The organism is Photobacterium ganghwense, assembly GCF_003025595.1.
GTDB classification, from domain to species: Bacteria; Pseudomonadota; Gammaproteobacteria; order Enterobacterales; family Vibrionaceae; genus Photobacterium; species Photobacterium ganghwense.
The window spans coordinates 354851-377830 of the sequence record NZ_PYMI01000002.1 but is presented as its reverse complement, the minus strand read 5'-3'; the positions used below and the strand labels follow the sequence as shown (position 1 = coordinate 377830).

The window sequence follows — 22980 nt, the reverse complement described above, 5'->3', positions numbered from 1 at the left end:
CAATGGCCTGATATCGGTCAGTTTTTGCGCGCCTGAATGATTGAGTTTATCAGAACTAACTGCGATTTTGTGCTAGTACCATAGCCAACGTAATACCTGAGGGCGACATTACGTCCCCCAAACAAGACGAAGTAACCGTCAGAATCTACTATGCTTTTTTACATGATGTTTTTTGTCATCCTGCATTGTTATCCAGTTCCGTTGAAGGAAGCCACTGATGACCCAGACTCCCGATCAGACGATGTCCCGCTTGGCCTACCTTGGTCTGCTGCCTTTTGTGATTACCCTGCTCTGCATCTGGCTGGATAAGACATTGTTCGGCCTAGAGGCCAGACAAGTGTTTATTGCCTACAGTGCGGTTATTTTGAGTTTTCTGGCCGGGATTTTGTGGGGAAATGCGATTGATCATATCAAAAGCACCCTGAGCCGAAATACCTTACTCTTGAGTATTCTGTTCGCAGTGATCGCCTGGGGAGTCCTGCTACGATCACCGGAACACTATGTCTGGTCACTGCTGGCTTTGCTGTTTGGCTTCATTGCTATCTGGTTTGCCGAAAAAAAGATCCGTGAAGTTGAAAAAGAAGGGCAGCCCGCCAGCTACCAGCCGATGCGAAATCGGCTGACCGGCATCGTTGCTCTGTTGCATTTGATCGCGCTGGCCAGTTAAACCGCAGGCCTTGCCAGCTTCCCCCTTTAGCAACACGCCCCAGGCAAAATAATGGTGAACCTCGCCCCACCCGTATCGCTGTCACCGACCCGCAATTCGCCACGGTGCATGGACACTACCTGACTGACAATCGCCAGCCCCAAGCCGTGCCCGCCACTCTGCCGATCACGCGCCGTACCTATACGATAGAAGGGTTGGAGAATTTTCTGCCGTTCATCCTTCGGAATCCCGCATCCATCGTCATCGACATCGATATATAACCTGCCTTGTCGGCAGTATGAGCGGACGATGATGGTGTCTTCCGCATAGCGAAACGCATTGCGCACCAGATTCGACACCGCGCGCCCAAGATGGTGCGCATCGACAGTAAACGTACAGTCGGTCGGGCACTCCAGACGCAACGTCTTATTGGTGTCTTTCTGGCACTGATTCACAGTCAGAGCCAGCACTTCAGCGACATCCTGTTCTTTCATTGCCAACGTAATACCGGAGCGCTCCATTCGGGCGTAATACAGCAGCTCATCAATCAGCTGCTCCAGCTCTTCCATATCATCCATAATACCAGCCACATACCCCTGCTGAGTGGTGTTCAGCGATGTATCTTCCAGCATTTCAAGTTGACACTGCACCCGAAAAATCGGAGTGCGTAGCTCATGAGCGATCGCATTGGTCAGTTGCTTGTGGCTGACAATCAGCTCAGCGATTTTATCCGCCATCTGATTAAATCGCTCATTCAGCCGCCCGACCCGATGGCCCGGCTTTTCCGAAGCGCGAACATTGAAGTCACCGTCAGAAAAAGCCATGGTTGCTTCTTCCAGCATGTGAAAGCGGCGCGCCAGAATTTTCAGCATCAGTGCGCTGTAAAGGGCAAAGGTCGCCACAAACGACAACCACAAGAAGCCGACTTCATAATCAAGGTATTGCCAGATCGTCTGGGTGCGGTCTGGCTCTAGATAATAAATCCATTGCTTGTTGCCAAATGTCGCCCAATACTGATTTTCATCCTCAAAAACGGCACCGTGTCTGAACAGTTGTTCTGCTTCAATGGCAGTCAGCGTGGGATGCCCCCAACTATAGCGTTCTGCCTTAAGATGGCTTCGCTCAACAAAGCCCTCAAAAAGCTGCTCAGCCTGCTCCTGCCCCCGCTGCGCCGCCACATCCCCCAGAATCTGCATTACACTGGCGACATAACTAATTTCTATTTCGGCTTCATAGTCCGGTGTCAGCTCCTCAGTGACGTAGGAAACAGCGACCACACAAAGGAAAAACAGCCCGGACAGGCCAACAAAAAACTCCAGGTAAAGCCGTTTCATTTCTGCGCTCCGTGTCACCAGCGATCCGGCACGAACAAGTAGCCTTTACCCCGTACGGTAATGATTTTTCTCGGCAGTGACGGGTTATCGTCCAGCTTCTTTCTCAGGCTGACAATTTTGTTATCAATCGTGCGATCCAACCCGTCGTACTGAATCCCCCGGGTTTCCATTACCAGGTAATCGCGGGTGAGGACCTCATCAGGCTGACTGGCCAGCAACCAGAGCAGACGAAACTCGCTGTCAGTCAGACAGATCGACTGGCCAGCCAGTTCACAAGTACGACGACGCTGATTGATTGTCAGCGCACCATAGCGATACTGGGGATCCGTCGCCACTTGAACACCAGCCCCAGATGCACTGAACTCTGCAGGGGAAGGCATATTCAAATCACGACGCAACAACATTCGAATCCGCGCCAGTAACACGCGCGGTTTAATGGGTTTATTAACGAAATCATCAGCCCCGACTTCAAGCCCAGCCACATGATCGATGTCATCGTCACTGGCGGTCAGCATCATGATTTTACTCTTCACTTTCGCACGCACTTTCCGGCAGACACTCAGTCCATCCATGCCGGGTAACATCAAATCCAGTATGACCAAATCCGGTTGTTCACGAATAATCACAGCTGGTGCCTCATTGCCATCGGTGACGGTTATTACTTCAAACTGTTGTTGCCGAAAGTAATCCCCCAGCAAGTCACATAATTTGGCATCATCTTCCACCAGCACAATTTTGGTCATAACCCCTACCTACACAAAATAAAACAGCGTTCAACATAAGAGCAAAAAAAAGCAACCCGCCGATTATGCCAAATAGTATGATAATTTTTAAGTAAAAATACCTTTTTTGAATGGGGTTTTTTAACTAATTGATTGCCTTGCAATTACAATGCAGTGATCTCTTTTTACCTTGCAGGCCGTATACTCAGAACAGTCCAAATAACAGTCCGCGCTTAGGGATATGACAATGACACCACCTGCACTGACCCTGTTTTATGATGGCTTTTGCCCACTGTGCGTGGCTGAAATGCAGCGATTGCACCATGCCGATCAGCTGCAGCGCCTCTGTCTGGAAGATATTCAACAAGACGGTTTCGGCACACGGTACCCAGACATCGACCCGGTCAAAGCGCGGGAAATTCTGCATGGTAAAACCGCCAACGGTCAGCTATTGCTGGGGCTGGATGCGACCTATGCCGCATGGTCTCTGGTTGGCCAAAAACGCTGGATTGGCTTACTCCGGTTACCCGTGATTCGGCTCCTGGCCGATGCCGGATACCGTTTTTTTGCCCAACACCGTTATCGTTTTTCCTATCTGCTGACGGGCCGTTCATACTGCCAGACATGTCGTCTGGACAGCACAACCTGTACAGGCGAAAGCAGCAGCAATCAAGATCGTTAACCAGCGGGCAGCACACGACAATGTATACGTTGGTTACCGAGTAAAAATACCGACGTCATCGCGCTTTTTCATGCCGACCCACTTCCTGTTGCAACCAATCCGTAAATGCGGCGATTCGCTCGGCGCGCGGTGAGGTCGGATCAGAATGCAGGGTATAGCGCACACCCGGTGTCATACCGATATCAAAGGGCTTCACCAACAACCCGCGCTCAATGAAATCCCCGGCCAGACTTTCCGTCCCGAGACACACACCATGACCGGCCATCACTGCGCTTAACCCCATATCAAAGGTACTGACTTCCATCCATTGCACTTTGTCTTCGGCCATATTTACACCTGCCAGCTCAAACCATTTTCGCCAGGTAAAATTTCTGGTTTCGACCCCGTGAATAAGCCAACAGTTGAGTAACTGTTCCGGATGTTGCAGTGACAGGGAGGCAGCCAGTTCCGGCGAGCAAATTGGGTAAACCGGTTCTTCATATAAAAAGGTCGACAATATCCCCTCGCCAAGTTGCTTGCCATACCCCTGACGAATGGCAACATCAATGTGACCATACCGAATCACCGGATCGTCGGTGGTCGAATATACCCGAATAGGAATGCCGGGATGTTGCATCGTGAACTTCCATAATCTGGGCATCAACCAGCGAGAAGCAAAGGACGGCGTTGTGTTAACGGCCAGCATCCCTTCCAGCGGTTCGGCCTGGATAGCGTTCAGACCAGACACGATATGGCTGAACCCGCGAGTGACCTGTTCAAACAGGGTTTGTCCCTTCGTAGTCAGCACCATTTCCCTTCCCTGGCGGGCAAACAATTTACAGTTGAGTCCTTCTTCAAGCTGCCGAATTTTCTGACTCACCGCCGCCTGACTGACACACAGCTCATGCGCAGCTTTACTGTAACTTCTCAGTCTGGCAGCCACTTCAAAGTAACGCAGTCCTGCTAACCACCTCAGCCGATAATCCATTTCAGCCCATAACTCCTGCTTATAGTAAGTGTAATAAATCGTCGTTCGTGACAATAGGCAATATTACGCATACTGAGACCATCAAGCCACCCCAACTAAGGACAACATCATGGTAAAGCTGGTTTTAAAATGGCACCTGGATTTTCATCTTTCCCTTTTTAATAAGGAGATAATCGGGATCAGACCCCATCGAGAAAAACGCGCATCCCTCAGTGTCTTGCCGATAAACAGCCACCTGCAACGAGACATTGGCCTGACAGCATCCAATGATCATCCGCCGTCATTCAGGAAGTATTTATAACCTTTTATTATGTTTATGTATCGGCTCGAATGAGACATCGCGGGTTGACGTTTCTGCACCTAAGCTATTCTCGAGAAATCTAAGTTCGGGAAGCTATGTTCGAGAAAGAAATGCGCTGATAACAGCCGTGGCGTAGTCTGGGAATAGCTGCAGATTATTATGTTCAGCACCTGCAATGACGAACACTGCGACTTGCCGGAGGGGAAAATGTGTTATCAAGGCGTCAGTACGGGCACGGGAAATTATCTGGTCATGTTCAGCAATTATCACGGTCGTTGGTGCCGTAATCGCTTCAACACGAGCCACCGAAGCGAACTTATCTTTCAGCAATAAAGAAACGGGAAACATCCAATAAAAGTCTCTGGCAACCCGCTCAATACTGTCAAAAGGGGTCACCAGCACCAGATGTTCTACCGGGCGCGCAGCCGCGACATATGTCGCCACTCCCGAGCCAAGGCTTCGCCCCATCAGTGAGACAGATTGATGGCGGGGCGCAATCTGATCAAACAGAGCGACTGCATCACGGTATAAATGCTGTTCTGTTGGGTGCCCCGGATTATCGCCGTAACCCCGATACGGAATCAGATAAACACTGACATGGGTCAGCCGCTCTGACAATGGCGGGAATGGCAAGGCCCACTCCATCTGGCGCGTGAACCCCGTCAGAAAGCGGAAAAAGGGAATCGTCAGCTCGATCGCTTCGGCATTACCGCCATAGTAAATCAAGGCTTCAGGCTGCCCTGGATTGATCACCCAGCCGCTTAACGTCACCCCGTTTACGGTAAACCGGCTATTCTTTTCACCCAACATCGACATCGCTGGTTGCGGAAAATAGAGCATTTTTCTCTGGAATACAGACAACATCACTGCACTGACCAGATACACGATGATTACCAACCATAACAGACTTTTCACGGTTGCCTCCGGTTTGGTGCCAGCCAATGGCTTCTTGCCTTCTCGTTATGATCATGCCCCTTAACCTAAGGCATGGCTCTTTTAAGATTGATGCACTTTCCACCATGGTGCGACCTGCCCAACATTCTGTGATCGTCATTCAGCTTTACAGCAAACATCATTGTTTGGTCATCAGATTTTGTGATGTTCGACGAGTAACAACATTTTGTTAACCATTATGCTTTGGGCACTTTTATACCAATAAAATCAGAAGACTATATACGGACCTATATGAAAAGCTATATGAAAGGCTATTTGAACTGTAAAACTTTTACTTTGAGTGCGCTTGCTCTCCTGATGTCTCATAACAGTGTTGCTCAAATCGTGAATGGCGACTTTGAGCAATGGAATGGCAATGTGCCTGCTGGCTGGCAAGTCATTGATAGTGGGATCAGCCTCGCTCCCTCTTCAACCCAGGTAAAATCAGGTGGATTAGCTGCAGAAGTGCTCGTAAGCACCAGCACACAGAGCAATACCGATTTATTGCAAACCGTGCATGTCGAGCAAGGCAAAAGTTATGATTTCAGCGTTTCAGTTTTCCATACCGAAGGGAACCTGAAAGCCCGTCTGGTCGCTGACGGCTATCAGGGCTATTCCGATAATCTCAAACCACAGCAATGGCAGGACATCAGCTTCAACTATACCGCCACCACCACGAAAGATATTCAGGTCGGCCTGCGCTTTTATGATGTTTCCGGGTTTGACGGCACTGAAGTGGTGTATGTTGATCATTTCCGTCCGACGGACAGCACGGCAATACCGCAACCACCCACAGATCCCGTTGAGCCGCCTACCGATCCGGTCGATCCGCCAGCCGGTACAGAGGATCTGGAGGCCTACTATCAGGCCGCAGAAGGTAAAACCGGTTTTGCACTAAAAACCGCGCTGCACAATATCATTCGTCAGCATAACAGCCAGGGTTACACGGCGATTTGGGAGCTGGTGAAACAGGCAGATCTGGATAACTACTATGAAAAAGACGGTTCAATTCTGGATATGTATTCAGAGAATCCTTCGGATTCAGATGCCGTTACCTTCACCAAAGTCACGAACCAGTGCGGCCAGTACAGCAAGGAAGGCGATTGTTACAATCGGGAGCATTCCTTCCCGAAAAGCTGGTTTGGCGGCAAGGTTGAACCGATGAATTCAGATGGTCATCACCTCTTTGCCACCGATGGATACGTCAATGCCAAACGAAGCAACTGGCCATTTGGTGAGGTAGGCTCCGTGACGTATACCTCAAGCAACGGTTCAAAGCTTGGGCAGGCAAAAGCTGCACTCGGCTTTAACGGGACAGTGTTCGAGCCTGTAGACGAGTTTAAAGGGGACTTTGCCCGCGCCTATTTCTATATAGCAACCCGCTACGAAAATGAAATCGCGTCGTGGGAAGGCAACACCACAAACTCAGATGCCGTTCTAGATGGCACCAACACCACAGTCTTTGAGCCTTGGCTACTGGCCATGCTCAAACGCTGGCACACCAACGATCCGGTCAGCCAAAAAGAGCTCGACCGCAATCAGTCGGTATATAAATTTCAGGGCAACCGAAATCCGTTTGTGGACCATCCGGAATTTGTCACTGCGATCTGGGGTAACTGATTCCGGTTGGATCCATTAGCCCTTTTTCTTTTGTTCCCCTTCGATTTCCCCCGTTGTTGCTGACGGGGGCAATCAGAGCTCACGCTGTCAAAGCTTATTTTCAGGCATGGCCTAACAGCCTGAAATTCCAGTTTTCTACCTGGTTGGTTTCAAGGCGCTGCTCTACCTTACTCATCCAGCTGTGGGACAATTTTCGCTGTTGCTGCAATTGTTTTAACCCTTCATGGTTTAGCGGGTCACCGAAAAAGATGTCGCACACAGCCTTCAAAGTCATGGCATTGGGTTCACGCTCAATCAGCACCAGTGGATCGGTCACACTGACCAAACCCGGTTGAATAACGCGGTATAACCAGCCACAACGGCTGATGGCCTGCATATTGACCGAGATCTCTTCCACTCCCCAACGCTTGTTCAGTTTAAAGCAGGGTGAACGAGGCTGACTGACTTCGATCACGGCTTCACCCCAGCGATAGCGATCGCCGAGACAGACCGTTTCTTCCGTCATGCCTTCTGAACTGATGTTCTCTCCCATTCCCGGAGCTTGCCACTTTGGCGCATCTTGTTCTCCCTCCTTATGGTGCAGCTGTTGCCAGTAAGCATAATGTTCACTGGGGTATTGATGCAGCGCTCGCTCTGGTCCGCCATGATGACGCTTATCAGCACATTCATCGCCGTCCAGACCGGTCAAAGAGAGGTAAACTTTTTCCACAACGAGCGATTTATCAATCGCCGTTTCCAGACCGTACCGCTGTGCGATCTGGCCACAGTAAACCCCATTCAGGTAAAACTTCTGGTTCACAATGTTCTCCCTTTGAAAATCCGATCCTGGCAGCTGTGCTTGGCATACGTTGCCTGACAACCCACCATTTAATAAGCACTAAGTTTACCATCATTAACAAAGTGAGACTTCATCATTACGTCGGCGCAACGCTATACCGTACAAAGACAAATAAAAAACCATGACACCTTTGCAGGCCTCATGGTCACTTGGGGAATGGCTCACAGATTCATCTATCGTTTTATTTGGCTATTTTATTTGGGTAAAGGGATAAACTCTTCTTCGTCGCCGGGGACTTTATCAAATTGCTGATCCTGCCAGTCACGTTTGGCACGGGCGATTTTTTCTTTGTCACTGGAAACAAAATTCCATTCAATATACCGATGACTAATGGTTTCCCCTCCAACCACAGCGATGCGCGAGTCCTTAACCGCTTGCAAAGGGCATTCCGAGTCACCGGGCAATACCGCAAACGCGAAGCGAGGGAGCGTTTCTCCACCCAGCGTCAGTTCACCATCCAGTACATACACGGCTTTTTCGTCCGCCTCGGGCAAGACTAACGTATGACCTTCCGGAATGGCCGCCTCAAGATACAATGTGTCGTAATAACATTTAACGGGAGAAGTGGCACCATAGGCGCTCCCCATCATCACCCTGACTGTCACATCATCCTGCTTTACAACCGGAATGGTCTGGCTTTCGTAGTGGTAAAACATTGGCTCTGTATCTTCATCATCTTCCGGCAGAGCCAGCCACAATTGAAGGGCGTGAAGTGTGCGATCCTGGTTAAGCACAGCCGGGCGTTCACGTTCAGAGTGAACAATACCTTTTCCGGCTACCATAAGGTTAATGTCACCCGGGTTAATCGTCTGCTCTGTCCCCAGCGAATCCCGGTGCAAAATTTCCCCCTCAAACAGATAGGTCACGGTTGCAATACCAATGTGTGGATGCGGCCGGACATTCAGCCCGTTATTTGCGTCAAACTGAGCGGGTCCCATATGGTCGAAGAACACCCACGGGCCGACTTTCTTCAGAAAGGCACTCGGTAAAGCCCGACGCACGATAAAGTCGCCCAAGTCTTTATCCTTCGGAAACAGCAGCTGCTTGATTTCATCGCAACTGTCCGTTCGTTCACAGTGCAGCTCAGTGGTTGGCGCTTCATTACTCATGATGTTCCCTCCCTTCTTTGACTAACTCATTTTCATAAGTGTAATCATTAACGAAGTATCCGCCGGGACTTATGGTTTAAAAGGTGGAATTCAGCAGGGAAATGGTAAGAAATATTGAAAAATGATTGCCAACAAGTATTGACGATACACCTAACGTTCTACTCAGAGGCTGTGATGTCGAGGCGGAACGGCTAAGACCGTATTCGGCCGGGCTGGCGCTCCAGCGGGACTCATTTGTCCGCAGGACAAACCTAAAACCCAACACAAACAAAAAAGCCCCGTCATTTCTGACGAGACTTCGTTGTCGTGGCGGAACGGCCGGGCTGGCGCTCCAGCGGGACTCATTTGACCGCAGGGCAAACCTAAACCCCACACAAACAAAAAAGCCCCGTCATTTCTGACGAGGCTTCGTTGTAGTGGCGGAACGGCCGGGCTGGCGCTCCAGCGGGACTCATTTGACCGCAGGGCAAACCTAAACCCCACACAAACAAAAAAGCCCCGTCATTTCTGACGAGGCTTCGTTGTAGTGGCGGAACGGCCGGGCTGGCGCTCCAGCGGGACTCATTTGACCGCAGGGCAAACCTAATCCAACACAAACAAAAAAGCCCCGTCATTTCTGACGAGGCTTCGTTGTAGTGGCGGAGCGGACGGGACTCGAACCCGCGACCCCCGGCGTGACAGGCCGGTATTCTAACCAACTGAACTACCGCTCCAATTCTTTGTGAAATCCGGCTTGCGCTCAATTTCCAGAATGTGGCGGAGAGATAGGGATTTGAACCCTAGATACGCTATTAACGTATGCCGGTTTTCAAGACCGGTGCTTTCAACCACTCAGCCATCTCTCCGTAAGTGCGGCGAATATTACGCATTCAGGATTTAACTGTAAACCCCTCAATGATTCAAGTGGTTACATATCGACCATATTTTCTGATTTTTCTTACTTGCCGGTCAGAAATCAGCACGAAACGGTGTTTTCGCCACTAACGCCAGAACCCCAGAACGCCTGCTGTGGCAGTCTTTCCTGCTTAACCAATGCCCGCAGCGCTTCAGGGTAAAGATTCCACTGCTCAATATCTTCACAGCGCACCCAGAAAAACTCCAGATGGGATTCATTCGAAGTGATTGGCTGAGAATGTGTCAAAGACGTGTTTACCTCGAAAATCAGGTTAATCTCAGACTGTGTCACACCATGATCAAACCACTCATTTTCAGCGGCTCCGACAAATCGACCGACAGTGGCCTCGATCGAGGCTTCTTCCCACAATTCACGGGCCAGCGCTGATGCCGCAGGCTCCGCAAATTCAATATGGCCGCCAGGCAGAAAGGTCATAGTATCGCCAATCGCCCGCACCAGCAGAATATGGCCCTCGGAGCGAATGATCCCCCGCGCCAGGTAATGAAAACTCACTCGACTCTCCTGTTTTGTCTTTTTCCCAGATTCTATCCCAACTCAGACATCGGATTAAACCACATCGACTGCACGGCTCTTTAAAGTCATCAGGGTTACTGCTAACCTCTTCATTACCTCAAACCACAAAATGATAACAATGAAAATTTTCAGTAACTTCGAAAGCGGGAATATCGAGATCGTTAAAGCAGAAACGCCAGACGATATCCAACTTGCCATTCCTGCTGACAATCAATCTGACATTGCCCAATGGTTTCACTTTCGCCTGGAAAGCGAGCCGCAAATTCCCCACCACTTCAAACTGCTTAATTTGGCGAAATCTGCCTATCCGGAAGGATGGAAAGACTACGATGTCGTTGCCTCATATGATCGTGAAGAGTGGTTCCGTATTCCGGCAGATTTTGACGGTGATACGCTGAGCTTCACCGCTTACCCTGAATATGGCTCGATGTACTTCGCCTACTTCGCACCGTATTCGTACGACCGCCACCAGGATTTGTTGCATCAGGCTCAGTTGCATCCTGCCTGCCGCCTGGAAACACTAGGGGCGACACTGGACAACAATGATATGAGCCTGCTGACCATTGGTGAGCCGGAGGAAGGGAAAAAGAACATCTGGATTATCGGTCGTCAGCATCCGGGCGAAACCATGGCGGAATGGTTCATTGAAGGCATGCTGCAACGCCTGCTGGATGACACCGATACCCTGGGCCGTGCGCTACTGAACAAAGCCGTATTCCATGTGGTTCCTAACATGAACCCGGACGGCAGTATTCGAGGTCACCTGCGCACGAATGCGGTCGGCGTCAACCTGAACCGCGAATGGCAAACGCCTTCAATGGAGAAAAGCCCTGAAGTCTTTCTGGTCCGTGAGCGTATGCTGCAAACCGGAGTCGACATGTTCCTGGATATTCACGGCGACGAAGCGATTCCGTATAACTTTGTTGCAGGCAGCGAGGGCATTCCGTCTTACGACGAGCGTCATGCCGCACTGGAGAATGCCTTTAAACAGGCACTGCTAACCATTACACCAGAGTTTCAGGATGAGCACGGTTACGACAAAGATGCGCCGGGCCAGGCAAATTTGACCATTGGTTCAAACTGGGTCGCAGAGCAATTTAAGTGCCTGTCTTACACCGTTGAAATGCCATTTAAAGATCATATCAGCCATGCGGATGAAGTCTACGGCTGGTCTCCGGAACGCAGTGTGGCTTTTGGTCAGGATGTGCTGGCTGCTGTTCATGCCGTTGTTGATCAGATTTAAGCGCGGTTCGTGATACTTTGGGGCAAACACTCTGCCAGTGGCATTTGTCCTGCAGACTGAACGAAAAAAAAGCCAGTACCAAATCGGTACTGGCTTGTGCCTTAGGACTATATACCTAACGAATATGTTTCTTACATAATCTATTTATCAATAAATCCGTCTTACAAACCCAGGTCTAACATGTCTAGGTCTAACAGAATAAGTTTCTGTGACTATTAACGCATGATCATCTGTTCACGGCCTGGACCAACAGAAACCATTTTCACCGGAACACCCATCAGCTCTTCAACGCGCAGTACATAAGCCTGTGCAGCCTTAGGCAGTTCTTCAAATGCGCGACAACCCGTAATGTCTTCGCTCCAGCCTTCCATTTTCTCGTAAACTGGTGCCAGTGCAGCCGTTTGAGGCCAGATTGGGTTTTCACTGTGCTTACCGTCGTAGGCAACACAGATCTTCAGATCTTCCAGACCACTCAGGCAATCAAGCTTAGTCAGCGCCACTTCAGTTGCAGCCTGTAGTTCAACACCGTTACGTGTTGCAACAGCATCAAAATAACCCATGTCACGTGGACGACCCGTGGTTGCACCAAATTCATTAGCCGCTTCACGGAAGGCATCTTGCTCTTCCATTGCCGTGATCAACGTACCGGTACCTACTGATGAGCTGAACGCTTTCGCTACAGCAATCACACGCTCCGGACGCAGAGCAGGCAGACCGCCGCCAATACCAGCATACATAGACACAACATTCGAAGACGTTGTCCAAGGGTATTCACCGTAAACCAGGTCACGACCGGCACCCAACTGAGCTTCGAACAGCAGGTTCTCGCCTTTTGCCTGCAGCGCTTTCAGCGGCAGAGTCACGTTAGTGATTGCGTGACGCCATGGCTCAGACACTTCAAGCAGCCACTGAGTCATCTCTTCTGCAGTCTGGTTAAAATCACAGCTTGGGTACAGCGCTTTCAGCTGAGGCAGTTTCCAATCCAGCAGGAACTGAATACGTTCTTTCAGCACCTCAGGTTGCTGCAGCCAGCCAACCAGAATGCCTTTTTTCATCACACGGTCACCGTAAGCCGGCGCTATGCCCTGGCGTGTTGAACCGTAAGCACCGTCACCAAGACGCTCTTCTTCAAGGGTGTCTTCTAAAGCGTGGAGTGGAAGACAAAGAGTCGCGCGGTCAGAGATGCACAGGTTCACTTTTACGCCTGCAGCTTCAACTTCCGCCAGTTCTTGAGACAGCTTCTCAGGGCTGATCACCATACCAGGGCCTAGCACCGCCAGACAGTCAGGGTTAAATACGCCGCTCGGCAGCTGGTGCAGCTTGAACGTACCCAGGTCATTCACAACGGTGTGACCGGCATTGTTACCGCCCTGGAAACGGATACTTGCTGATGCCTGCTCAGCCAGAAAATCCACGATGCGGCCTTTGCCTTCATCACCCCAGTTTGCACCAACAACAACGATAGACGACATAATTAACTCTCCTTAATCTCGAAGCCCTTATGCTATGCCCGCTCAGCCAATAAGAAAAATTAATAATCGTTATTGGGCTAATAAGAATTCCATATGGGATTTTGTGGGACAAAAGGTAGAATAGGAGGCGGCGTACACGGCCTAACGACGGACATTAAGCGAGGAAGCATGCTCGATTTACACTGGTTAAATACATTTGTGACGTTGGCACGATTGGAGCACTTTGGTAAAACCGCTTCCGAACTGCACATGACCCAGCCCAATGTCAGTCTGCATATCAAACAACTGGAGCAGGCGACCCGGGTCAAACTGATCGAACGGAACCCCTTCAGACTGACGCAAGCAGGTGAGCGCTTACTACAAAGTGCTCAGTCAACGTTGCAGGAGTTGCAGATCTGTCAGGCCGATCTGAACGCGATCAATGACCTGTGTCGAGGCACCCTTTCCATTGCCGCCAGTGACATTATTTCACGCCTGCTGCTGATCAAACCGTTTCAGTCTTTTAAGCGGGAGTTTCCGGGGATCGACCTGTCGCTGTTTAACACCACGTCCAGTCAGGCTGCTGAGCTGGTTAAAAGTGCCAGGGCCGATCTGGGGTTTGTCATCGCTCAGAAAGAAAGTCAGCCGCTGCACTTTACTGAATTACGCCAGGTACGCTGGTGTGCCCTGGGAAACGGACTGGCTGACTGGCAACAGCAAGCCAGGGGGCAATCGCCCCATACTTCGGGAGATGGACCCACCCTGATTCTGCTGGGGCACGATACCCGTACCCGCGACCTGATCGATCTGGCGCTGCCGAGCCTGAAATTGCCCAAATACCGGGTCATGGAAGTCGGAAGTGTCGATGCTCAGATTGACTGGGCCGAGGCGGGGTTTGGCATTGCGATTGTACCGGCTTTCTCGCTGCACCCTAAACTCAACCTTAAAAGCACCATTACGCCACTGCCGGATTTTCCGACCACCAGCCTGGGATATATTGTGCGGCAGAATCAGGTGCTCTCGCGGGCAATCAAACAGTTGCTGCACTGGGTGAGCGAAGAAATTGCCAACTCGCCGCATAACCAGTAACCGGCCACTTAGGGCAACGCACAAACCCGGGCAACAAGAAGACAAAAGGCAGCCCATGCTGCCCTCTGTGCCCGTGGAATGATCAGCGCTCCAGCGCATCTTCCAGCTTAGCTTTCCACACCGCCAGTGCTAACGCTGGTGTTCGCAGCACCTTCGGGGTCGGAATCCAGCCATGCTTGATTCTGGCAAACACATCGAAACGCTCGGCAGTGCCCGACATCGCTTCGGCCACAACCCGACCGGCAATGTTAGTGAGTCCGACGCCATGACCGGTGTAACCGTGTGCAACGTAGATATCGTGACCCAGATGATCGATCTGCGGCATGTACGAACGGGTCACCGCGAACAACCCGCCCCAGTGGTAGTCCATCCTGACATCTGACAATTGTGGGAACACCTTGATCATGCGTTGACGCAGTCGCTCCATAGAGTCGGCATATTCCCCATTGAACGGGTGGTTCACGCCGCCAAACAGAATCCGCCCATCCGCGGTAGGACGATAATAATCCAGGCAATTATTCAGATCAGACATCGCCATCTTGTTACTGATCGGCTGGCGATCACCCAGCGGCTCCGTCACTGCGATATAGGACGCCACCGGCAGCACCACACTCTGCGCTTTTCTGTCTAATCCATCCAGATACGCATTGCAGGCCAGTAACACCTGACGGGCTTTTACCCTGCCTTTATCGGTGTGAATTACATGGGGCTGACCTTTTTCAATTTTTAGCGCCGATGTATTTTCGTACAAGGTTGCCCCCAGTTCCAGCGCTGCACGAGCCAGACCCAGGGTATAGTTTAGAGGATGTAAGTGCGCACTATTGGCGTCGAACAATCCCCCGAGATAATGCTCGGTGTGGGCAACCTGATTGATGTCGTCCTTGTCCCACCAGCTGGCGCTTGGATAGTCATACCGGCTCTGTTTCAGCTCCAGCCAGGATTGCAGTTCCGCTTCCTGACTCTTATTCAGAGCTAACTCGATGTATCCTTGCTGGAAATCACAGTCAATCTTGAATGTTTCGATGCGTTCGCGGGCGATATCCACGGCTTCACAGGATAAATCCCACAGTTGTTTGCCCCATTCCGGACCATAGGTTTCATCCACTTCACGCAGCCCCAGACAATAGCCCACCAGACATTGGCCACCGTTTCGGCCAGATCCGCCCCAAGCCAGACGACGGGATTCCAGCACCACGACCGAATAGCCTTTTTGGCGCAATTCAATGGCCGCGGAAAGACCTGTCATGCCACCACCGATGATGCAGACATCGGCTTCAACCGATTGATCCAGAGAAGGTTGCTGCGGGAAAGGGGTCACGGTCGCCTGATAATAACTATCAATGTACTGACTGTCTTTAACCATGTCTGCTGCTCGCAAAATTGTGCCTATGAAAATTGGCGCGCATGGTGTCACGGGTTCATTACCCAGACAAGCAATTTATTATCGAGACGAGATTCAAAATAATGACTTATCGCCTTTGACAGGTATCCCCCCTATCCTATCATTCGCCTCGTCAATACGGACTCTGCCTGTTAAAAGGACTATGAAAACATGCATAAAGTAATTAAAGGGGTGACTGCACTTATATTTGCACTGTCCACACTGAATGCTTCTGCGGCCAGCAACGTACTGAATGTGTACAACTGGGCGGAATATATGCCGATTGAGGTACTGAAAGCATTCGAAAAGGAATACAACGTCACAATCAACTACTCAACGTTCGAAAATAACGAGAGTATGTATACCAAGCTGAAGTTGCTGGATAACAAAGGCTACGATGTGGCGTTTGCCTCTACTTACTTTATTCAGAAGATGTCGCGCGAAGGCATGCTGGCCAAAATTGACAAGAGCAAACTGCCAAACCTGAAAGACATTAAGCCGGGTTTGCTGGGCCAGCAGTTCGACCCGAACAACGACTATTCATTGCCATACGTCTGGGGCGTGACCGGTATTGCTTACAATTCTGACGTAATCAAGCCTGAGCAGGTTTCAGGCTGGAACGATTTGTGGAAGAAAGAGTTCGCCATGCAGGTAATGCTGCTGGACGATGTGCGTGATGTCTTTGGCATGGCACTGAAAGCACAGGGACACAGTATCAACTCGACCAATGAAGCCGAAGTCAAAGCCGCCTATGAGTACCTGCTGAAACTTCGCCCGAATGTGGTGGTTTATAACTCCGATGCCCCGCACGTCCCGTTTATTACCGGTGAAGCCAACATTGGCATGCAGTGGAACGGTAATGCCTATCTGGCGCAGAAAGAGATGAAAGAGCTGGCCTTCATTTACCCGAAAGAAGGTTCGATTCTATGGATGGATAACTTCATTATCCCGGCAGGCAGCGATAACAAAGACCTGGCGCACAAGTTCATCGACTTTATCTACCGGCCGGAAAATCAGGTGAAAATCGTCGAAGAGTACGGTTTCCCTGCCTCCAACGACAAAGCAGAAGCGCTGCTGCCTCAGGACGTCCGGGACAACCAGACCATTTTCCCAACTGACGAAGATATCGAAAAAGGCGAGTTCACCAATGACATTGGCGCGGCCATCCATATCTACGAAAAATACTGGCAGCTTCTGAAAAGCTAAGTCGTTGGCACTCAGACCGTCTCCGCTTGGGGACGGTCATTAAACGGGCTGTGATGTTCAGCTATAACGCCGCTATTTGCTGACAAGATAGCGATGCCAGTTGTGATCCAACTGCTGAAAAAGCGCTATACATAACTCTTTTCGCTCGGCAAGATCCTCTTTTTCGACCTCATCCAGCAAATTCTTATGTTTCTCAGGGTCGCTACCATAAACCAGACACAAGGTTGAAAAATACCGTTGTAAGTCGAAACTGTGCTCATCAATATATTCGCTGAGTTCGTAATAATCCGGGCGATCGTCAGACTCAAACGCAAACATATCTGCGGCACTGATGGCGGCGTCATCTCCACCTTCCACGTAATTGATCAGCATCAGGGTTGCAAAGTTATCGACAGCATCTTCTTCCTTGCCCAACACTGGAATATTGTGGTCTTCGACAAATGCATGCCCGGCTTCATGGAGTAAAGTATGAAGCACCGTATCAATCGCCCCCAGCTTCGGCGCTTTTCCAAACCGTTTTTCGTAGTCATTTTCCCGAAAATAATGCAGTGATTCGGTCACAAATGAGTAAGGAATATAAACAATATGTGTTTCTGGATCGTACAGCGGTCCTTCTTCTCCGCCGTACCTTACCGTCAACGTTTCCTTAAACGGAAAATAAGCGTCAGAAAGCCCAGTCAGCGTTTCATTGATACCGCTTTTCTCTATAAGCTGCCGCGCAGCCTTGTCTTCTTTACCTTTTGTTGCCAGGTACTCAACAGAGACATTTGTATCAGCCGCCATCACTGAACCGGCCAACAACATCCCCAAACCTAACAATGTCATCGTTGATTTCATGCAAACCCTTATTCCGGCACCCACCAGGAGAATGGCCGAATCATAACGGTAAGCCAGCTCCTAACCAAGCCACTTAACTTAAAACGGCTTGATCCTGCTTCGTTGTCGTAGCGGAACGGCCGGGTGGACGCTCCAGCGGGACTCATTTGTCCGCAGGACAAACCTAAACTCACCACAAACAAAAAAGCCCCGTCATTTCTGACGAGACTTCGTTGTCGTGGCGGAACGGCCGGGCTGGCGCTCCAGCGGGACTCATTTGACCGCAGGACAAACCTAAACCCAACACAAACAAAAAAGCCCCGTCATTTCTGACAAGGCTTCGTTGTCGTGACGGAACGGCCGGGCTGGCGCTCCAGCGGGACTCATTTGTCCGCAGGACAAACCTAAACCAACACAAACAAAAAAGCCCCATCATTTCTGACGAGGCTTCGCTGTCGTGGCGGAACGGCCGGGCTGGCGATCCAGCGGGACTCATTTGACCGCAGGGCAAACCTAACCCCCAACACAAACAAAAAAGCCCCGTCATTTCTGACGAGGCTTCGTTGTAGTGGCGGAGCGGACGGGACTCGAACCCGCGACCCCCGGCGTGACAGGCCGGTATTCTAACCAACTGAACTACCGCTCCAATTCTTTGTGAAATTCGGCTTTCGCCCAATTTCCAGAATGTGGCGGAGAGATAGGGATTTGAACCCTAGATACGCTATTAACGTATGCCGGTTTTCAAGACCGGTGCTTTCAACCACTCAGCCATCTCTCCGTAATTGCGGCGAATAATAACGGGGGACGGCTAGCTTGTAAACCCTGAATTTTAGAAAAACCAACCGCTTGCGCAACTTTCAGCCAAATAACACCAATGATTGGTAAAAATCAGTCACCCATCAGCTCTTCCGGCTGAGGACGGGCGCGCTTTGGGTAGTCAAAATAGAGGACTGTCGCCTGCCCGGAATCAATCGCACTCCAGCAGTCAACTTCAAACGCAAACACCACCACACCACACGTCGGAATCGAATCGGCTTTGAGCCCGAGCATCTGTGCCAAGTTGGTGATCGCCGGATTGTGGCCCACCAGCATTATCCGATCGGCGACATTGGTACAGGAACGGATCACATCCATCAACTCAAACGCCGATTCAGTATAAAGTTCCTCGCGAGCCTCAAGCTTCGGACGGCTGTACAGCGTCTGGGCAAATAACCCGGCCGTTTCACTCGCACGCAGCGCGGAGCTGGTCAGGATCAGCTGCGGTCCCCACTGCCATGCATTGAGGCGGTGTACCATCTTTGGAATATTTTTCAGTCCGCGATTACTCAACGGGCGGGCATGGTCTTCGAGCGATGGATCATCCCAGGACGACTTTGCATGACGAAGCAAAAACAACAGTTTCATTGCCTTCTCTCCCCAAACTCGCGCCAGTATCCCGGCACTCTCCGCAACGGAAACGCAACGGCATTCATTGACGACTTCTGGCTATAAGTATAAGGAAAATAGGCAACTAGCGTGTGTTGTTTACAATAATTACCACCAAATAGTTCCAGCTCAATCTGGCTACATCGCGGATTTGACCGCGCGAGCCAAACGCTGTGCCGCTTGCTCCGGATCGGCCGCCTTGGCATTGAAGTAATCACTGACTACATCAGAAATCGCGGCCTGTACATAACTGGTCGAGGCCATACCCTGCGACAGACTCGGCACTAGGCCACCGTTTGTTAAGCTCTCCCGGAACACTGTCATGGAGTCTCGGGCACACTGGTCAAATGGCGTCATGTCCATATCCATCCGAACCGGGATCGACCCTTTGCGCTGGTTAAACCCAACCTGAAACGTTTTGTCGAGCAGGATACGGGCAAGATCCTGCTGGGCCTTGATATCGGCCTCGTTCGTCAGCTTGAAAAAGGCAAAACTGTCAATGTTGTAGGTAAACTGTCCTACAGTGCCGGGCGCTGCCACACACAGATAATCCTGCCCCGGCTTTAGCCCTTCTGCGGCAAATTCCCCTTTGGCCCAATCCCCCATAATCTGCATCGCGGCCTCGCCCCGACTGACCATTTCAGTGGCGCTGTTCCAGTCCCGCCCACGATAGCCCGGATCAATATAGTCCCTCAGCCGCAGAAACTGGCGAAACACCTCGACCATTTTCGGGCTGGAAAGCACACTCATATCCAAATCCACAAAGGCCCGTTGATACCCCTCCGCGCCCAGCACCGCCAATGCAATTGTCTCAAACAGCGTCACGTTCTGCCATTGCTGACCACCGTGCGCAAGCGGAATATATCCCGCTTGTTTGATTTTGTCTGCCGCAGCAAAAAACTCAGGCAGGGTACGAGGGACTTCCACTCCGACTTTGGCCAGTATGGCCGGATTGGCCCATAACCAGTTAACCCGGTGGATATTGACCGGGACAGCCACATACTGATCGTTGTACAGCATGATCCGGCGTGCCACGTCTGGCACCACTTCCGGCCAGTGCGCCTCGTCGGCCACAACACTGAGATCACTCAGAAAACCTAAGCGTCCCCATTCCTGAATATCCAGCCCTTTCAGCTGGGCTGCCGATGGGGGATTGCCCGATACCGCACGGGTTTTCAGCACCGTCATGGCACTTTCACCGCCACCACCGGCAATGGCAAAGTTTTTCCAGTGATGGCCGCGCGCTTCAATGTTGTCCTTGAGATAAGTTGCGGCATTGGCTTCTCCGCCGGATGTCCACCAGTGCAGAATCTCCACATCACCGGCAGTCACACTGGTCGTGCTACACGCCAACCACAATGCAAGCAGAGTGCGAGGTCGTTTCATGTTCAGTTATTCTTCTTTCATCAGGCGCGGGATAAACACCTTCACTTCTAAACCGCCATCCACAGCATTGTGGATAGCCATATCGCCACCATGAGCATGGATGATGTTACGCGCAATCCCCATACCGAGACCGTGCCCCTCGTCATCTTTTGCCAGACGAACATAGGGTTCAAAGACCGCTTCCAGCATTTTTTCCGGAATACCCGGTCCGTTATCCTTAATGATCAGAATCAGCGAGCTTTTCTCGTCTTTAATGATCAAGTGCACTTCATGGCCGTATTTCACCCCATTATCAATCAGGTTGCTGAAACAACGCTTGAGCGCCAGCGGTTTACCCATCAATGGGGCAATCGGAGTATCCGGCAGATGCACTTTGACATGGCCACGGTTATGACGTTCGGCAATGCTATGGAGCAGCTCGTTGACATCCACTTCGGTCAGGTTCTCGTGCAAATCAGTATCTTTCACCGTTTGCAGCGCCCCTTTCACCATCATCTCCAGCTCATCCAGATCGCGGTTAAATTTCTCGATCTTGGCTTCATCATCAATCAGCTCAGCCCGCAGGCGCAAGCGAGTTATGGGGGTTTTAAGGTCATGTGAAATAGAAGAAAACAGGTGTTCGCGATCATCAATGTATCGACGAACACGCAACTGCATCCGGTTAAAAGCGCGAGTCGCCGTCACCAACTCACTGGCCCCTTCTTCTTTCAGCGGCGGCTGATAAATATCAAAGCTCATCGCGTTGGCAGCATAGGCGAGCCGTTTGAGCGGCCGGGTCTGGCGACGAATCATAAAGAAGGTAAACAGCAACAACAGGGTGGTGATAAACACCATAAACAACACCTGCTGGCTGGTAATAAACTCATCTTTCAGGCTGACATACGGCGCAGGCAACAAAGCTGCGATATACAGCCATTCATTTTCAGCCAGCTCAAGCTGTACCACCAGAATCGGTGGATTCAACGGCTCCAGACTGAGGGTATAGTGCGCCCAGGAGCGTGGCAGATCGCTCAACAGAATGTCATTTTTCAGGACATGTAAGGTTTCCGGACGAGAGAACTCCACCCGAATCACATCCAGGCGGGGAAGTTTTTCATGTAAAACATCTTCGAACACCCTGACTGCCGTGGTTTTCATCAGCGAATCCGGGATAGGGTCAATCCGGATTTCTTCTTCGTTAAAGGAGACGAAAAAGCGCGTGCCTCCCATATTACGCAGCTGATCCAGCACAATATGACGGTACTCAAGCGGCAGGGACTGGAAGAAAGTGACCGTCGAGGCAAACATGTTCGCCATGCTGGCCGATGCGGATTCCAGACCGGCAATATCGCGCTGTTTAGACTGCCCGTACCAGATAATCGTGGCGATCATCTGGGCCAGAAAGACCGCCAATAAGGTGAACCACAGGGTGCGAGCCAACAGAGATTTTGGCCACAGTTTTCGCAAATTCATCGTCTCAGGCCTTCGTTGCGGGCACAGTCGTGCTAATGCTTTGTACCGTACTTATTCTTCGTAAATCACTTCGGCGTTGAACGAATAGCCGTTTCCTCGGATGGTTTTGATCAGTCGCTGCTGGTTGCCTTTGTCACCCAGACGCTGACGCAGTCGGCTCAGTTGCACGTCGATGCCGCGAGCTGACGGTGTGGCTTCTCGCCCACGAGTGGCAAAAGAGATGGTATCCCGATCCAACACCTCATTCGGTCGGGTCAGAAACAGCATCAGCAACGCAAAGTCACCGCCGCTGAGCTCATAATCTTTGCCTTTATCCAGGTCATACAGTCGCTGTGCCGCCGTATCCAGACGCCAGTTGGCAAAACGGATCGACTTGGGAGCGGTCGGCATCTGCTGTGCCTCGGTTGGCTTTACCCGGCGCAACAACGCCTTGATACGTGCCATAAGCTGGCGGGGACTAAACGGTTTAGCAATATAGTCATCGGCGCCCAGCTCCAGCCCGATGATCTGATCCATCTCATCAGAGACGGCTGTCAGCATAATGATAGGAACGTCAGACGTTTTGCGAATGTACTGGCACAGGGTGAAACCGTCATCCCCCGGCATCATGACATCCAGTAAAATCAGATCCGGATATCCCATTGCCAGACGGCGTTTCATTTCTTCCCCTTCCGCTGCCGTCGTCACATTAAAACCGGCTTTGGTCAGATATTCATCCAGCAGTTCGCGGATGTCCTGATCGTCATCGACAACAAGAACTTTCTTGGTTGTGCTCATTCTTTTTTCCTTGCCCTGTTTACACGGTTCGGGCTGATGCTCTAAAAACCGGAATGGTATCGAAACCCTGGCAGTAACATACCAAACTGCATCAAAAAAGGCGCCTGTAGCGCCTTAATATCATGATCTGTGTAAATGCAACCAGATGGACAATACTCAACAAGCTGCATTCC

The 22980-nt window shown here is 50.8% G+C and carries 20 protein-coding genes and 4 tRNA genes; 6 read left to right on the top strand and 18 right to left on the bottom strand.

The annotated features are described in order from the left end of the window. Positions 1–217 precede the first annotated feature (217 nt). Positions 218–667 (top strand): DUF3429 domain-containing protein, encoded by a 450-nt coding sequence (locus tag C9I92_RS07565; protein ID WP_047887665.1) that lies wholly within the window; start codon positions 218–220, stop codon positions 665–667. A 26-nt stretch (positions 668–693) separates the two neighbouring features. Here the strand turns inward: C9I92_RS07565 and C9I92_RS07560 are convergent, their stop codons facing one another. Then, positions 694–1980, bottom strand: a complete 1287-nt coding sequence (locus C9I92_RS07560; RefSeq protein ID WP_047887664.1) for an ATP-binding protein — start codon at positions 1978–1980, stop codon at positions 694–696. Positions 1981–1994: 14 nt separating this feature from the next. Continuing rightward, on the bottom strand, positions 1995–2723 hold the full coding sequence (locus C9I92_RS07555) for a response regulator (RefSeq protein ID WP_047887663.1): 729 nt from the start codon (positions 2721–2723) through the stop codon (positions 1995–1997). 226 nt (positions 2724–2949) lie between these two features. Here C9I92_RS07555 and C9I92_RS07550 point away from each other — a divergent pair, with 226 nt between their 5' ends. Then, a complete protein-coding gene (locus tag C9I92_RS07550; protein ID WP_047887662.1) occupies positions 2950–3384 on the top strand; it encodes a thiol-disulfide oxidoreductase DCC family protein in 435 nt (144 codons plus the stop codon). A 55-nt stretch (positions 3385–3439) separates the two neighbouring features. Here C9I92_RS07550 and C9I92_RS07545 read toward each other — a convergent pair whose 3' ends face one another. Both C9I92_RS07545 and C9I92_RS07540 read right to left on the bottom strand, forming a co-directional pair. After that, positions 3440–4351: a LysR substrate-binding domain-containing protein gene (locus tag C9I92_RS07545; RefSeq protein WP_047887661.1), complete on the bottom strand. Its 912-nt coding sequence runs from the start codon at positions 4349–4351 to the stop codon at positions 3440–3442. Between the two features lie 394 nt (positions 4352–4745). Further along, positions 4746–5567: an alpha/beta hydrolase gene (locus C9I92_RS07540; protein ID WP_047887727.1), complete on the bottom strand. Its 822-nt coding sequence runs from the start codon at positions 5565–5567 to the stop codon at positions 4746–4748. Positions 5568–5903: 336 nt separating this feature from the next. On the opposite strand from C9I92_RS07540, the gene C9I92_RS07535 reads away from it, so the two are divergent. Then, on the top strand, positions 5904–7205 hold the full coding sequence (locus C9I92_RS07535) for an endonuclease (protein WP_242551940.1): 1302 nt from the start codon (positions 5904–5906) through the stop codon (positions 7203–7205). A gap of 100 nt (positions 7206–7305) precedes the next feature. Here C9I92_RS07535 and C9I92_RS07530 read toward each other — a convergent pair whose 3' ends face one another. The 5 genes from C9I92_RS07530 to C9I92_RS07510 form a co-directional block, all read right to left on the bottom strand. Beyond that, positions 7306–8007 (bottom strand): MOSC domain-containing protein, encoded by a 702-nt coding sequence (locus C9I92_RS07530; protein ID WP_422894370.1) that lies wholly within the window; start codon positions 8005–8007, stop codon positions 7306–7308. 230 nt (positions 8008–8237) lie between these two features. After that, entirely contained in the window at positions 8238–9152 is a 915-nt protein-coding gene (locus tag C9I92_RS07525; RefSeq protein WP_047887659.1) for a pirin family protein, read from the bottom strand. A gap of 636 nt (positions 9153–9788) precedes the next feature. Then, positions 9789–9865 (bottom strand) — tRNA-Asp (locus C9I92_RS07520). Positions 9866–9906: 41 nt separating this feature from the next. Further along, positions 9907–9997: transfer RNA gene (locus tag C9I92_RS07515), tRNA-Ser, on the bottom strand. 110 nt (positions 9998–10107) lie between these two features. Continuing rightward, positions 10108–10560: an NUDIX domain-containing protein gene (locus C9I92_RS07510; protein ID WP_047887855.1), complete on the bottom strand. Its 453-nt coding sequence runs from the start codon at positions 10558–10560 to the stop codon at positions 10108–10110. Between the two features lie 139 nt (positions 10561–10699). Between C9I92_RS07510 and C9I92_RS07505 the strand changes: the two genes are divergently transcribed. Continuing rightward, entirely contained in the window at positions 10700–11824 is a 1125-nt protein-coding gene (locus C9I92_RS07505; RefSeq protein ID WP_047887854.1) for a M14 family metallopeptidase, read from the top strand. A gap of 215 nt (positions 11825–12039) precedes the next feature. Here the strand turns inward: C9I92_RS07505 and C9I92_RS07500 are convergent, their stop codons facing one another. Further along, positions 12040–13296 carry an adenylosuccinate synthase gene (locus C9I92_RS07500; RefSeq protein ID WP_047887853.1) on the bottom strand — a complete coding sequence of 419 codons (1257 nt, stop codon included), beginning with the start codon at positions 13294–13296 and terminating at the stop codon, positions 12040–12042. Between the two features lie 168 nt (positions 13297–13464). On the opposite strand from C9I92_RS07500, the gene C9I92_RS07495 reads away from it, so the two are divergent. Next, positions 13465–14364: a LysR family transcriptional regulator gene (locus tag C9I92_RS07495; protein ID WP_047887852.1), complete on the top strand. Its 900-nt coding sequence runs from the start codon at positions 13465–13467 to the stop codon at positions 14362–14364. An 82-nt stretch (positions 14365–14446) separates the two neighbouring features. Here C9I92_RS07495 and C9I92_RS07490 read toward each other — a convergent pair whose 3' ends face one another. Continuing rightward, the gene (locus C9I92_RS07490; protein ID WP_047887851.1) at positions 14447–15727 is read right to left on the bottom strand and encodes an NAD(P)/FAD-dependent oxidoreductase; all 1281 of its coding nucleotides are present in this window, start codon (positions 15725–15727) and stop codon (positions 14447–14449) included. A 189-nt stretch (positions 15728–15916) separates the two neighbouring features. On the opposite strand from C9I92_RS07490, the gene C9I92_RS07485 reads away from it, so the two are divergent. Beyond that, the gene (locus C9I92_RS07485; protein ID WP_047887850.1) at positions 15917–16951 is read left to right on the top strand and encodes an ABC transporter substrate-binding protein; all 1035 of its coding nucleotides are present in this window, start codon (positions 15917–15919) and stop codon (positions 16949–16951) included. Positions 16952–17023: 72 nt separating this feature from the next. On the opposite strand, the gene C9I92_RS07480 is transcribed toward C9I92_RS07485, so the two are convergent. From C9I92_RS07480 to C9I92_RS07450, 7 genes are all read right to left on the bottom strand, one after another. Beyond that, positions 17024–17788 (bottom strand): DUF4344 domain-containing metallopeptidase, encoded by a 765-nt coding sequence (locus C9I92_RS07480; protein ID WP_084712714.1) that lies wholly within the window; start codon positions 17786–17788, stop codon positions 17024–17026. Positions 17789–18336: 548 nt separating this feature from the next. Then, positions 18337–18413: transfer RNA gene (locus C9I92_RS07475), tRNA-Asp, on the bottom strand. 41 nt (positions 18414–18454) lie between these two features. Continuing rightward, a tRNA-Ser gene (locus C9I92_RS07470) sits at positions 18455–18545 on the bottom strand. Positions 18546–18655: 110 nt separating this feature from the next. After that, positions 18656–19171 carry a SixA phosphatase family protein gene (locus tag C9I92_RS07465; protein WP_047885181.1) on the bottom strand — a complete coding sequence of 172 codons (516 nt, stop codon included), beginning with the start codon at positions 19169–19171 and terminating at the stop codon, positions 18656–18658. Between the two features lie 159 nt (positions 19172–19330). Next, positions 19331–20578, bottom strand: coding sequence for an ABC transporter substrate-binding protein (locus C9I92_RS07460; RefSeq protein WP_047885182.1), 1248 nt, complete (start codon positions 20576–20578; stop codon positions 19331–19333). Between the two features lie 6 nt (positions 20579–20584). Further along, positions 20585–22030 carry an ATP-binding protein gene (locus tag C9I92_RS07455; RefSeq protein WP_047885183.1) on the bottom strand — a complete coding sequence of 482 codons (1446 nt, stop codon included), beginning with the start codon at positions 22028–22030 and terminating at the stop codon, positions 20585–20587. A 51-nt stretch (positions 22031–22081) separates the two neighbouring features. Further along, the gene (locus tag C9I92_RS07450; RefSeq protein WP_047885184.1) at positions 22082–22807 is read right to left on the bottom strand and encodes a response regulator; all 726 of its coding nucleotides are present in this window, start codon (positions 22805–22807) and stop codon (positions 22082–22084) included. Between the last annotated feature and the right edge of the window lie 173 nt (positions 22808–22980).